Genomic DNA, 14,357 nt, shown 5'->3' with positions numbered 1-14,357 from the left:
TGCTTTTAAAGTTTAGCACGAACAAAAAGCAGCCTAAATAGGCTGCTTTTCAAAATTCCTCTAAAAAATCTTAGTTTAGTTGACCTCAGGTAAGAAACTGTATGTTTTACTGTACTCTAACATTTGTTCTGGGAAACCAACTGGTTGCGTTACTTTAATTGCAGTGATTTCACCATTTTTGTCCATCTCAGGCACTAAAACTGGGTTTACAAATCCACTGTAAGGTGCAGATGTAAATTGCTTGTTACGCTCTAAAACCTCAGCGTGAATTGCTTGATCTACCTTAACACCATAACCTTCTACTAAAGCTTCAACGGCAGCATAATCGCCTTCAGATTTAATACGCTGAGTTTCTTTTAATAATTGACCAAATAATTCGTGTAGCTTATCGTAATCGTTAATATTGAAATACGTTTTTCCATCTCTGGTAACCTTCTCAATCACATTGTCTGCTTTTCCTTTTTCGAAAACCCAAGCAGAAACCCACTGACGGTTTCTCATATGCGCTTCTTCTACATCATCACCTAAATTCAAACGAATTAACTGTGTCATTAAACCATTTCTTATGTAACCATCGTAAGCTGCTTTTCCTACAGACTTCCAATCATCAACCAAACCTAGTTCTTGTAATTTAGAATCATATAAATAGTATAGACCAACTAAATCTGCACGACCTTCTTCTAAGGTAGAAGCATAATTTTTCAAGGTCTCCTTGGTCTCTCCTACTCCTGGATTTAACTGTCCTGACGCGTGGCCAATAACTTCGTGCAATGCAGTATGAAGTTTATCAGCTAACTGACCATACTTTTCCTCAAGTTGCAACTCTTCTTCATCGTTTACAAACTCTTTTAAACGACCTGTACTACCGGCATTATTGTAAGCATTAATGATGTTTCCAAGTGATACCGACTTACTTCCTACTTCCTTTCTAATCCAGTTGGCATTTGGTAAATTAACACCAATTGGTGTGCTTGGCGATGCATCACCAGCTTCACCAGCGACAGTTACCACTTTGTAAGTTACACCAACCACATTTTTCTTTTTGTGCTCATCCATTAATGGGGAATTATCCTCAAACCACTGTGCGTTATCGGATAAGACTTTCATCTTTTTAGACATATCAAAATCATTGATTTGTACAATTGTCTCGTAAGAACCTCTGTAACCTAACGGATCGTTGTACACCTCAATAAAACTATTGATGTAATCTACGTTTCCTTCAGTAGCTGCTGTCCAAGCTACATTGTAATCGTCCCAGGTTTGTAAGTCGCCTGTTTTGTAATATTGGATTAACAGCCCTAAAGCGTCACCTTGTGCTTTGTTTTCTGCAACACCTTGTGCCTTTTCTAGCCACTTGATGATTTCATCTATTGCAGAACCGTAAAGTCCACCAGATTTGTAAACACGCTCCTTTAAAACTCCATTTTCTTTTACTAATTGCGAATTAAGCCCAAAAGATAGCGGTCTGTTTGGGTCTGGAGATTTTTTAGCTGCATAGAACTTTTCTACATCAGCATTAGTAACATTTGGTCCGTAGAAATTTACAGCAGATAATGCTACGTTATCTACACCTTTTGCCTGATTTACTTTTTTAGTATCCTTATCATTAAAAATAACATCAAAAGCTTCACCATCTAACTTTGTATTGGTTGCTAAGAATAATTCGTTTAGGTAATCCTTAGAAAATTCAGGCTTTAATTTGTCATTAGAATAGTGATGATGAATACCATTACTGAACCATACACGCTTTAAATAGGTTTCAAAAGCATTCCAGTCTTTAGAATTTTTATCACCAGAATAAGTCGTGTAAACATTTTCTAAAGCTTTACGGATTTTAAGGTTGTGTCTGTAGTTTTGATCCCACATAATATCACGACCAGCCAAGCCAGCTTGCGTTAAATAGTACACCAATTTCTGTTCTTTTAAGCTTAAATTTTCCCATCCAGGAATTTGATAACGCAAGATTTTTATGTCAGCAAACTGCTCTACATTAAAATCAAACTTATCTGCTACTTTTTCTGTAGTATCGTCCTTCACAGGTTCTTTACTGTCATTTTTACAAGACCAAGCAAAAACCACCATCAGGCAGATTACAACTATTGATTTAAGTTTCATATTGAAGTTAGTTTTTTGTGAATTCTCACAAATGTAACACTTATAAGACAAATTACTATCTTTGGATAACTACTAAATCATACTAAAAATGAAAGCTCTTAAATATATTCTGTTGCTGTTGCTCATACTTGTTATTGGATTTTCAATTTACATTGCAGTACAGCCAAACTCATTTGAGGTCACTAGGACTCGAAATATAAAAGCACCACAAGCCGTACTCTACGATAAAATTATAGATTTTGAAACTTGGGAAGATTGGTCGTCTTGGGTTGAATCTGATCCTGAAATGACACTTACTATTCCTGATAATCATGTTGGTGTTGGTGGTTCATACTCTTGGGAAGATAAGGATGGTATTGGTACAATGACAACGGTAGCTGCCAATCCACACAATTCTATAACTCAAGAAATGCAATTTGCTGAATTCCCTAAATCTGATGTGTCTTGGAAGTTAGATGCCAAAGAGGACGGTTCAACAGATGTTACCTGGAATATCTCTGGAAAAGACCTGCCATTTTTGTTTAAATTATTTTCAACCTTAATGGGTGGAATGGAAAAGCAAATTGGTCCACACTACGAAAGAAGTTTAGAAAAACTAGATAGCATTGTACAAGATGATATGAAACAATTTGAAATAACCATAGATGGTGTCACTGAATATGGTGGTGGGTATTATTTATACAAAACTACCAATGCTAATTCTCAAAACATAAGTTCTAAAATGGAGGAAAACTTTGGTATCATAAACGATTTTATGAAAGAAAACAACATCAAACAATCTGGAATGCCACTCACGGTTTATAACGATATGAGCAGTGCTAATGTGATTATGAGTAATGGTATACCTGTAAAAGAACGTATTGAAGTGCCTGCCGATTCTGATGTCTCCATTAACTTCATTCCGAATATAAAGGTTTTAAAAACAACTCTTAAAGGTAACTACACCAATTTACCTAAGGCTTGGGAAGCTACTATGAAGCATTTAGCTGAAAACAATTTGGAACAATCTGAAGAAAAGCCTTTTGAAATTTACCCTACTGACCCAGGAAATTACCCAAATCCTGCAGATTGGGTCACTGAAATCTATGTACCTATAAAATAGATGAAACAATTAATTATTGTCTTTATTGGTGGCGGATTTGGAAGTACACTTCGTTATCTCATCGGAAAATGGCTGAACAGCAGTGAAACTGGAATTCCTTACGGAACCTTTGCTGCTAACATTCTGGGTAGTTTGTTAATTGGCATTATACTTGGACTTGCTGCCAAAAACGACAGCCTAACACAAAACCAAACCTTGTTGCTTGCCACAGGTTTTTGTGGTGGTTTTACCACGTTTTCAACCTTTGCTTATGAGAATCACGTGTTTTTAAAATCAGGCGATTTTATGAATTTTGCCATTTATACCATTGCAAGTTTTATTGTTGGCTTTTTAGCTGTGTTCTTGGGAATGTATTGGGTAAAATGATTAGTGATTAGTGAAACTTTAAACAAATAAACAATTACACAAATCAACACCTAACACGTAACATCTAACATCTAACACCTAACACCTAACACCTAACACCTAACACCTAACACCTAACAAAACTACTTCTTAAAAGCCTTTAATCCTGCTTCTACTTTTATAGGTAGATAATTTACTCTAGGTACGATTGGGCAAGAATATTTTTCATTATAGGCACAATAAGGGTTATAAGCCTCATTAAAATCTACTAGAATGATATCATCTTCTGGAATAGTCAAATTAATATAGCGACCACCAGAATAACTAGTCTCACCATTAGTATCATCTAAAAATGGTAGAAATAAACTTTTATCCATATTGCCAAATGCTGTTGAAGTTTTACTTTGATAAACATTAAGCTGATGAGTTTCGCCCTTCAATTCAAAGGATAAAATTCCGTAAACACGCTCATCTGTTTCTTCATCTGTGGTGGTTTTCATCTTAAACCACTTAGAATCTGGTGTACGTTTTAAACGTGCTTCTACTCTATAAATGGAATCGTATTTATAAAAATCTAAAGATTTAAAACGTTTTAAATCTTTCTTTTTTAATGGTGATTTACTAGCATCTTTAAACATAGCATTGGTTTTTCGTTGCCATTCTGTTTCGCCCAATAACTCCTCCTTACCTGGTCCGCAACTCACTGTAATTAGCACTAAACATAATAAAAGAAGATGTCTCATTTTAGCTGTAATTTAAAATTCAAAAATACAACTTATCAAATTTTATTGTAGCTTTGGTCTCAGTTATTAAAAATAAAATGAAACAAGTCAATAGATATACAAAGCAAACCTGTGCGATTTCTTCGGAAACCATTCGGATGTATTATCTATTGTAGCTATAATTATATACTATTAAACAATATTTAAAAGTCCGACGATACCGTCGGACTTTTTATTTTTATAACAATCAATCAAAATGAAAAAACTTTACACTAACTATATAGAATCCTTTACTGGATTATCTAAAGAGATTTGGTATATCTCTTTGATTTCGCTTATTAATAGAGCCGGGACAATGATTATTCCTTTTCTATCACTTTATCTTACCGATAACTTAGATTTTAGTAAAGATGATGCTGGCTGGATTTTGGCCTTTTTCGGAATTGGGTCTGCTATTGGAGGATGGCTTGGTGGTAAACTTACAGACCTCTTTGGATTTTACAAAGTAATGGTCTTTAGCCTATTAATAACTGGTTTTAGCTTTATTGGACTTCAGTTTATTTCATCATTTTGGGGCTTATGCTTTGCAATACTTTTTATAATGTCTATAGCAGATAGCTTTAGACCTGCTATTTATGTATCAATAAAAGCTTATAGCACACCCGAAAACCAAACTAGAGCAATTGGTCTTATCCGTTTGGCAATTAATGCTGGTATGGCTGTTGGCCCTACAGCTGCAGGTTTAATTATTGTAAGTCAAGGCTACAATTTATTATTCTGGATAGATGGTATTACTTGTATTTCTGCCATTATTCTGTTTAAATATTTAGTGAAAGAACCTGAGAAAAAGATTGCTAAGGTTACAGAAGATGTTATCACTAAAGCTAAAAACATAGTTTATAGTGATACAACATATTGGATTTTTATTGTCATTTGTTTCTTTATGGGAATGACATTTTTTCAACTCGTAGTTACGATGCCTTTGTATTACAAAGAAGTTTTTAGTTTAAATGAATTTCAAATCAGTCTGTTTTGGATTATTAATGTTGGACTTATTATTTTACTTGAGATGCCTTTTTTAAATTTTCTCGAAAAACAGCTAATACCTGTAACCAAGCATATTTTAACAGCATCACTTTTAATGAGTTTAGGATTTTATTTACTATTCCAAAACTTTTGGTTTTGTATTTTAATAATTAATATGATTTTGTTAACCGTAGGCGAAATGTTAGGTTTCCCTTATACCAATAGATTTGCGTTAAGCAGAGCAAAGGAAGGGTTTGAAGGCAGTTATATGGCATTGTACGCTATTGCCTTTTCTGTATCTCATATTTTTAGTTCAAAAATTGGCTTAACCATTGTTGAAAATTATGGTTACCAAATCAATTGGCTAGTTACTGGAACGTATGGGCTCATAGCTGTAATTTTGTCGTACTGGTTAATTAATAGAGTTAAATTTAAATTATGACCAAAGATTTAGACATCATAATCATTGGAGCAGGACCCATTGGAATTGCCTGCGCCTTAGAATGTAAAAAACATAACTGGAACTACGCAGTAATTGAAAAAGGTGCATTAACCAATTCGCTTTTTAATTATCCTTTGAATATGACCTTTTTTTCAACTTCTGAAAAGCTTGAAATTGACGATATTCCTTTTATAAGCAACAATCCTAAACCAACCAGAAACGAAGCTTTAGAGTACTACCGAAGAGTGGCAACTTCGAATCAATTAAACATTAAACTGTATGAAGAAGTTGGAACTATTAATAAGGTTCAAAATCATTTTGAAGTTGTTACAAGCAAAAGCCATTACAACGCAAAAAAAGTCATTATAGCAACTGGGTTTTATGACATACCAAACTTGCTGAATGTACCTGGCGAAGATTTACCAAAAGTGTTTCATTATTACAAGGAGGCACATCCTTTTACTTTGCAAAATATTGCTGTTGTCGGTGCCAGTAATTCGTCTGTAGATGCCGCTTTAGAAATATACCGCAAAGGTGGAAATGTTACAATGATTGTGCGAGGCAAGAGTATTGGAGAGCGTGTAAAATATTGGGTAAGACCAGATATTCTTAACCGAATTGAAGAGGGCAGCATTAAAGCCTATTTTAATTCTGAAATTACGAAAATTGAAGCACACCAAATTACTGTTGAAACACCTGATGGTAATATCATTTTGCCAAACGATTTCGTCATTGCACTTACAGGCTATCAGCCCAACTTTGAATTTTTGGCAAAAGCTGGTATAGCGTTTTCAAAGGATGAACGACACATCCCAACTTATAATGATAAGACTATGGAATCTAATGTTATGGGTTTATATCTCGCAGGCGTGATTTGTGGTGGAATGGAAACCCACAAGTGGTTTATTGAAAATTCTCGCATTCACGCTAAAATGATTGCAGAACATATTGCAAGTACAATTGAATAATTTGGAATTATGAATTTAAATCAAGTGACCATACCATCACTAGATATTGTAAAATCTGTTGAATTTTATAAAACTCTAGGATTACAACTCATTGTTGATGCAGCACCAAGATATGTTAGGTTTTTATGTCCTGATGGTGATACCACGTTTTCAATTCATAAGGTTGAAAAGCTATCTAACGATAATCAAACCATCATTTATTTTGAAGTTGATAACCTTTCCCAAACTGTAGATATGCTCAAACAAAAAGGCATCGTTTTCGACACAGAAATTACCGAACAATCTTGGTTATGGACAGAAATAAAATTGAAAGACCCAGATCAAAATCAAATTATAATTTACACAGCTGGTGAGAACAGAAAAAATCCACCTTGGCGCATCAATTAGAATTACTTTAAAGGCTTAATCTCACTATGTTTTACCACGTGAGATAATACAATTTGCGTTTTGGTTTCGCCATAGGTAATTAATTGGTCTATGAATGCCTCTAAGTGTTTTTGATTTTTTAAAACTACTTCCATTACAATATTTTCGTTTCCAGTAATTCGGTAGCAGTTTACAACTTCGTTATAAGTTTTTACTTTTTCGAGAAAGGGTTTCAACATGCCCATAAACGCTCTTAACGTAATTAATGCCTTTAATTGGTAGCCTGCTTCAAAAGGTGAAACAAACGTGGTGTAACCTTGAATGATTTCGGCGTCTTCCATCTTCTTAATACGCTCACTCACAGCTGGTGAGCTAATACCAACGCGCCTTCCAATCTCTGTATTAGACATACGTGCATTTTGTTGCAAACACTTTAAAATCTTCCAATTTAAACCATCTATACTCATTTAAAGAAAATACAATTAAATAATGTAATTTTTAAAGCTAATATACTATTTAACTTTAATAATTAAAGTTAAATTTCATTATTCCTCAGTAATTTCGTAACAATTGCTATTGAAAATATGAACTACAACCTACCATCACATTTATCGGACTTGCCTGTATATCAAAAGGCAATGGATATTATTATGCTTTCGAGAAGCATTTCGACATATCTAAATCACGATTTATCTTATTTAAATGAAGATGGTACAGAAGATAGCGACATTTACTTTTCTGGTGATATTGTGCAACAGTCCACAAATCTAGCACCAGAAATTATTAATGCAGAACGTGAACGCCATTCTGACAAAAAACACAAACATCTAGACAGCCTGGAGCGTTTAACCAGCAAACTATACAGTAACTGCAGACGTTTAGAGCGTTCTAAGAGCAATGGCAAAGATTACTTACCGCTTTTGCGTGGCGAAATCAAAACATTTAGAAAACTGAAACGTAATTGGATGCTGACGCTTTAATTTTGTTTTTGGTAATCTGATTTATAAGGCATATCGACAAGCTCAGGGTAAAGGGCTCATATAAGTCGTTTAATACAAAATCCTAGGGCTTTAGACGCTTCGACTACGCTCAGCATAAGCGATATTCACAATTTTGAATGCGCTACGCTTTTCAAAATTGGAATTCTGCTTACATATTTCTTCTATACTGTCCACCTACTTCAAATAAGGCTGATGTAATCTGTCCTAAACTACATACTTTACAAACGTCCATTAAAGCTTCAAAAATATTTTGATTGTTGATGGCTTTGTGTTGTAAATCTTTTAGCAATTCAGTTGTATCTGTTGCTTTATGTAAATTTTGAAGCGTTTTAATTTGGTTTTCTTTTTCCTCTTCAGTCGCCCTAATCACTTCCGCAGGTTGTACTGTTGGCGAACCTTTACTGCTTAAGAATGTATTTACACCAATAATTGGGAATTCACCATTATGCTTCAAGGTTTCGTAGTATAAACTTTCCTCCTGAATTTTACTACGTTGATACATTGTTTCCATAGCACCAAGTACACCACCACGTTCTGTGATTCTGTCAAACTCAGTCAATACAGCTTCTTCTACTAAGTCGGTTAATTCTTCAATGATGAAAGAGCCTTGTATTGGGTTTTCATTTTTAGCTAAACCTAATTCTTTATTAATGATTAACTGAATGGCCATTGCACGACGTACAGACTCTTCCGTTGGTGTTGTAATAGCTTCGTCATACGCATTGGTATGCAATGAATTACAGTTGTCATAAATCGCATACAAGGCCTGAAGCGTGGTTCTAATGTCGTTGAAATCAATTTCTTGAGCGTGTAAACTACGACCAGATGTTTGAATGTGATACTTCAACATTTGTGCTCTTGGATTAGCACCATATTTATGTTTTAAGGCTTTTGCCCAAATTTTACGTGCTACACGACCAATAACTGCATATTCTGGGTCGATACCATTTGAGAAGAAGAATGATAAATTCGGACCGAATTTATTGATATCCATTCCTCGACTTAAGTAATATTCTACGTAGGTAAATCCGTTAGCCAACGTAAATGCTAACTGCGAAATTGGATTTGCACCAGCTTCTGCAATATGATATCCAGAAATAGATACCGAATAGAAGTTACGCACATTATTTTCAATAAAATATTCTTGTACGTCACCCATTAAACGTAAGGCAAATTCTGTTGAGAAAATACAAGTATTCTGTGCCTGATCTTCTTTTAAAATATCTGCCTGAACCGTTCCTCTTACCTGAGCAATAGTTTTAGCTTTAATGTCTTCGTAGACGTCTTTTGGCAATACCTGATCACCTGTAACACCTAATAACATCAACCCTAAACCATCGTTTCCTTCAGGAATTTCGGCATTGTATTTAGGACGTTCTTTGTCCTTGTAAATGGCTTTTATCTTTTGCTCAACTTCTTCTTCTAAACCATTTTCTTTGATATAAATCTCGCATTGTTGGTCTATGGCAGCATTCATAAAAAAGCCTAGTAACATTGGCGCAGGACCGTTAATTGTCATACTTACCGACGTCATAGCATCTGCTAAATTAAATCCTGAATACAGTTTTTTTGCATCATCTAAACAACAAATACTTACACCTGCATTACCAATTTTACCATAAATATCTGGTCTGTAATCTGGGTCATTTCCGTATAAGGTTACCGAATCGAAAGCTGTAGATAAACGCTTTGCTGGCATCCCTAAACTCACATAATGAAAACGTCTGTTGGTACGCTCTGGACCACCTTCACCAGCAAACATACGCGTTGGATCTTCGCCAGTTCTTTTAAATGGATATAATCCTGAAGCATACGGGAATTCTCCTGGCACATTTTCTTGTAAGCACCATCTTAAAATATCTCCCCAAGCTTGGTATTTTGGCAAAGCTACCTTAGGAATATCTGAATGCGATAACGACTTGGTGTGCGTTTCTATCTTAATTTCTTTATCTCTAACCTTGAAGCTATAAATTGGATCTTTATAACGGTTTACCTTATCATCCCATCCTGTAATAATTTCCCAATTGTAAGGATCTAAGTTTAGTTTTACGCGATCGAATTCTGCGATAAGCATTTTAATGAAATCCTTTTTGTCTTCCTGAACTTGTTTCAGGATCTCATCTTGGTCTAAACCTTGTTTTCCTATAAAAGACTTTTCAACTGCGCTCAAAGTGACATTACCAACGGAACAAATAGTTTTAAAAATTCCGTAAAGCTTTTGAGCTACCTCTACCTGAGCATCAGCTGTTTTGTCGTAAGCTCTGTTATTCTCTGCAATCTCTGACAGGTAACGTGTTCGAGATGGTGGAATAACGAAAATCTTCTCGCTCATTTCCTTAGAAATCTCGAAAGTCGATTTTAAATCTGCTTCAGTTTTTTCAGCAACTTTATCCATTATCGCTTTGTAAAGCGTGTTCATTCCAGGATCGTTAAACTGAGATGCGATAGTACCAAAAACAGGCATTGTATCTGGATCTTCGTGCCACAGATTATGGTTACGCATATATTGCTTTTTTACATCGCGTAACGCATCTAAAGCACCACGTTTATCGAATTTGTTAATCGCTACTAAATCAGCAAAATCTAACATATCGATTTTTTCAAGCTGTGTGGCTGCACCAAATTCTGGTGTCATTACATAAAGTGACACATCGCTATGCTCTAATATTTCGGTATCTGATTGTCCGATACCAGACGTTTCTAAGATGATTAAATCGTACTCAGCAGCTTTCAATACTTCAACAGCTTCGTTAACGTATTTAGATAAAGCCAGGTTAGATTGACGCGTGGCTAAACTGCGCATGTAAACGCGTGGTGAATTAATGGCATTCATACGGATACGATCTCCTAAGAGTGCACCGCCAGTTTTTCGTTTGGATGGATCTACAGAAATTAATCCAACAGTTTTTTCTGGAAAGTCGATTAAGAAACGACGCACCAACTCATCTACTAACGACGATTTACCTGCACCACCTGTACCTGTGATTCCGAGGACTGGTGTTTTTGAAGTTTCATTTTTAGTATGAATAGTTTCTAAAGCATCTTTGGCTACTTCAGGGAAATTTTCTGCTGCAGAAATAACTCTAGCGATAGATTTAGGGTTCTTTTCATGAAGCTCTTTTACTTCACCATTTAACTGATCACCAATGGCATAATCTGATTTTTGAACCAAATCATTAATCATTCCTTGCAAGCCCATTTCTCTACCATCATCTGGTGAATAGATTCTGGTAATCCCATAATCCATTAACTCTTTAATTTCTTCCGGTAGAATTACTCCACCTCCACCTCCAAAAATCTTGATGTGGTCTGCTCCTTTTTCTTTCAACAAATCGTACATATATTTAAAGTACTCATTGTGTCCACCTTGATAAGACGTCATTGCAATGGCATTGGCATCTTCTTGTATGGCTGTGTTTACAACTTCCTCAACACTTCTATCATGTCCCAGATGAATCACCTCTACTCCAGTTGCTTGGATGATACGACGCATTATATTTATTGCTGCATCATGCCCATCAAAAAGGGAAGCGGCAGTTACTATACGGACTTTGTGTTTTGGTTTATATGGTGCGATTTGTTCCATTCGTAAAAATCTTACTTAATTGAGGTGCAAATTTAAGGATAATTCAAAAAAAATTTCAAATGTTTAATAAATATCTAATTGAGAATTGAATTTATAAGCTGCAGACCATAAAAAATTCTAAATTAGAAACTATTCCTGAGAAATAGGCTTTAATAACTTTTATTACCATATTCATCGAATAGCCAAAAAGACACCTTAAAAACCTCATTCCCAAAAACAAACATTATTTTTTTCAACAAAATATTGTGACCTATCAAAATATGCTGTGTCTTAAAATACACGTAGGAAGTAATTCTTACGATAAAAAAACTATAACCATTAACTAATTATTTATTTCTTATGAAACAAAAACTATTATTACTAGTTTGCTTTATTGCTGGGATAGGATTTTCTCAAGCACAAGGATTACCAACAAACCCTGAACCAGGTAAATGTTATGTAAAATGTATTACTAAAGATGAGTTTAAGGAAGTTGAAGAAACTATTCAAACGTATCCTGCTTACACGACGCTACAAGTAATACCTGCAACTTACAAAACCGTTGAAGAGCGCGTATTAGTAAAAGAAGCTTCTAAAAAGTTTGTTTATGTACCTGCTACTTACGAAACTGTTGACGTACCTTATGTAAAGCAAGAAGCTCGTACAGACTTAAAAGTTGTTCCTGCGACATTTGGAAGAGATTCTAGAACTTTTGAAATTTATCCAAAGACTTCTGGTTGGGAGTACAAGGTATTAGAAGATTGTCCTTCTGTAAACAAAGATGATTGTGTTGCTGCTTGTTTTGTTGAGTATCCTGCTCAATCTAAAGATGTTAGCTTTACAACTTTAGCGTCTGACGCTAGTACTAACTCTGTACCAGTACCAGAGCAAACAACTACTTACAAGAAAAGAGTTATTAAGACTCCTGCTAGAATGGATGAGATTGAAATTCCTGCTGAGTACACAACTATCAAAAGAAGAGTTGTTGACACTTCTGCTAGAACTGAAACTACCACAATACCTGCACAATACCAAACGGTTACAAGAACTGTATTAGACAAAAAAGGAGGTATTACGACTTGGGAAGAAGTTGATTGTGAGTTATTAAACCCAAATGTATTACCTGTATTTTATGAATTAGGTAGCGCTAGATTAACATCGTCATCTAAAAAGACTATCGATGACACTTTACTACCAATGTTAAGTGACAGTAATGTTAGTATTGAAATTATGTCTCATACAGACTCTAGAGGTAATGATGACTTTAACATGTCTTTATCTCAACAAAGAGCAAACTCTGTAGTTAACTATTTAGTATCTAAAGGTATCTCTAGAAGCAGATTAACTGCAAGAGGTTTTGGTGAAACAAGATTAACAAACAGATGTTCTAACGGAGTTGAGTGTTCTGAAGCGCAACACCAAAGAAACAGACGTACTGAGTTTAGAGTTATCTCTAACTAAGAATTACGTTATTCAAAAAAAAAGCTCCTTTTTCAAGGGGCTTTTTTTTGTACATGATACACTGGGTAAGTAATCGTTTTCTTTTCAGCCTTAATACCATAGTTGTCCTCTAAATCGATTTGCATTAACTGAAAAAACTTATAATGAAAATCCCAATCGTGTAGTGTTAAGCTCATGCCTGAATCATCTGGTACAATTACTGGCATATCTAAGACATATGCTAATTGATAAGCAATATCTTTTAAAGACACATTATCGGCTTGTATTTGAGAATCTCCAATTAAATATTTAGCGTTGTTTTTTCCCCAGTCTATTTGGTTAGTATCCCAAAACTTTGGTGTATCTACAGTAAAGCTTATACCTTCTCCTTCGTTGAATTCTCTATCCACTCCCAAGTTTAATTCTGTAATTAATTTAAAGGCAATATTTTCATTTGTATTTAATGGTTTTTTAAAATACACTTCATAATTGGTATCCAAACCATCGGCTATGACAATTTGATTCTTATATATTTTTGCCAAATATCCTAAAACAGCCTTTAAAGATCCTGAAACTTTTAAATAGTTATCATTATCCACTACACTCAATTCTTCAAAACCACTTGCCAAAGGTTTAACTTCCATTGCTTCTGTGAGAATGTATTCGTTTGAAGTTTCATCTTCTACATTAATAACATTAAAAAATGAACTTAATGATGTTCTGGCAGTTTGCTGTCTTAAAAACCTTGCCACCATTTCTTTCTTTAGATCTGGAGCTCCGCCTTCCCAAAGCACCTTTCCATTGGCATTAAACAAAACACCAGCAGGTAAAACATTTACATTGTATTTACCAAATGTCTCTTTATTATAATCTATGGCAACAGCTAAATCATTGGGCTTTTTCTTTAAAAATTTCTCAACTTTTATTGGATTTTCGCTTGATAATGAAACGACATAAAAATCATCTGGAAACTGGTTTTGCAGTACTTTTAGATGTTCTTTAGCCGTTATACACGGCACGCACCAAGTTGCCCAAAAATCAACAAAATATAATTTATTATTATCAGGGGAAGCAATCTTAGATTCTTGAAGAAATTCTGAAACATTAATCTGACTATGTCCATAATTAAGTGCCAAAACTACTATTACGATATACGAGAGAATTTTTTTGTTGAAAGAATTCATAATATAGTTTACAAATAGATAATCAAATACTGTGCTAAAAATAAGAATTTTAACCAATTAATGCATTCTAACGTTTTTCTG

Annotated in this window: 12 protein-coding genes; 7 read left to right on the top strand and 5 right to left on the bottom strand. The window is 34.6% G+C overall.

Annotated features, from left to right (window positions below):
• Positions 1-75: 75 nt before the first annotated feature.
• A complete protein-coding gene (locus FC091_RS07915) occupies positions 76-2,115 on the bottom strand; it encodes a dipeptidyl-peptidase 3 family protein (RefSeq protein ID WP_138433741.1) in 2,040 nt (679 codons plus the stop codon).
• A gap of 88 nt (positions 2,116-2,203) precedes the next feature.
• Between FC091_RS07915 and FC091_RS07910 the strand changes: the two genes are divergently transcribed.
• Positions 2,204-3,217 (top strand): SRPBCC family protein, encoded by a 1,014-nt coding sequence (locus tag FC091_RS07910; RefSeq protein ID WP_138433740.1) that lies wholly within the window; start codon positions 2,204-2,206, stop codon positions 3,215-3,217.
• Entirely contained in the window at positions 3,218-3,583 is a 366-nt protein-coding gene (gene crcB, locus FC091_RS07905) for a fluoride efflux transporter CrcB (RefSeq protein WP_138433739.1), read from the top strand.
• Between the two features lie 122 nt (positions 3,584-3,705).
• Here crcB and FC091_RS07900 read toward each other — a convergent pair whose 3' ends face one another.
• Positions 3,706-4,305 carry a DUF1684 domain-containing protein gene (locus tag FC091_RS07900; protein ID WP_138433738.1) on the bottom strand — a complete coding sequence of 200 codons (600 nt, stop codon included), beginning with the start codon at positions 4,303-4,305 and terminating at the stop codon, positions 3,706-3,708.
• Between the two features lie 235 nt (positions 4,306-4,540).
• Between FC091_RS07900 and FC091_RS07895 the strand changes: the two genes are divergently transcribed.
• From FC091_RS07895 to FC091_RS07885, 3 genes are read left to right on the top strand one after another with little or no spacing between them, the layout of a single operon-like run.
• Positions 4,541-5,752 (top strand): MDR family MFS transporter, encoded by a 1,212-nt coding sequence (locus FC091_RS07895; protein WP_138433737.1) that lies wholly within the window; start codon positions 4,541-4,543, stop codon positions 5,750-5,752.
• Positions 5,749-6,720, top strand: a complete 972-nt coding sequence (locus FC091_RS07890) for a YpdA family putative bacillithiol disulfide reductase (protein WP_138433736.1) — start codon at positions 5,749-5,751, stop codon at positions 6,718-6,720. The genes FC091_RS07895 and FC091_RS07890 overlap by 4 nt, the downstream gene beginning before the upstream one ends.
• Positions 6,721-6,729: 9 nt before the next feature.
• Entirely contained in the window at positions 6,730-7,107 is a 378-nt protein-coding gene (locus tag FC091_RS07885; RefSeq protein WP_138433735.1) for a VOC family protein, read from the top strand.
• Positions 7,108-7,109: 2 nt separating this feature from the next.
• Here FC091_RS07885 and FC091_RS07880 read toward each other — a convergent pair whose 3' ends face one another.
• On the bottom strand, positions 7,110-7,553 hold the full coding sequence (locus tag FC091_RS07880; RefSeq protein ID WP_138433734.1) for an Lrp/AsnC family transcriptional regulator: 444 nt from the start codon (positions 7,551-7,553) through the stop codon (positions 7,110-7,112).
• Between the two features lie 117 nt (positions 7,554-7,670).
• On the opposite strand from FC091_RS07880, the gene FC091_RS07875 reads away from it, so the two are divergent.
• The gene (locus FC091_RS07875) at positions 7,671-8,066 is read left to right on the top strand and encodes a hypothetical protein (protein ID WP_138433733.1); all 396 of its coding nucleotides are present in this window, start codon (positions 7,671-7,673) and stop codon (positions 8,064-8,066) included.
• A gap of 169 nt (positions 8,067-8,235) precedes the next feature.
• Here FC091_RS07875 and FC091_RS07870 read toward each other — a convergent pair whose 3' ends face one another.
• Positions 8,236-11,673 (bottom strand): methylmalonyl-CoA mutase family protein, encoded by a 3,438-nt coding sequence (locus tag FC091_RS07870; protein WP_138433732.1) that lies wholly within the window; start codon positions 11,671-11,673, stop codon positions 8,236-8,238.
• 339 nt (positions 11,674-12,012) lie between these two features.
• Between FC091_RS07870 and FC091_RS07865 the strand changes: the two genes are divergently transcribed.
• Positions 12,013-13,113 carry an OmpA family protein gene (locus FC091_RS07865; protein ID WP_138433731.1) on the top strand — a complete coding sequence of 367 codons (1,101 nt, stop codon included), beginning with the start codon at positions 12,013-12,015 and terminating at the stop codon, positions 13,111-13,113.
• Between the two features lie 32 nt (positions 13,114-13,145).
• Here the strand turns inward: FC091_RS07865 and FC091_RS07860 are convergent, their stop codons facing one another.
• Entirely contained in the window at positions 13,146-14,276 is a 1,131-nt protein-coding gene (locus FC091_RS07860) for a TlpA family protein disulfide reductase (RefSeq protein ID WP_138433730.1), read from the bottom strand.
• Positions 14,277-14,357 lie beyond the last annotated feature (81 nt).

This window comes from Winogradskyella algicola, from assembly GCF_005869935.1.
Taxonomy (GTDB): Bacteria; Bacteroidota; Bacteroidia; order Flavobacteriales; family Flavobacteriaceae; genus Winogradskyella; species Winogradskyella algicola.
Note: the sequence above shows the minus strand (reverse complement) of the source record. Positions and strands in the feature narration are given on the sequence as shown.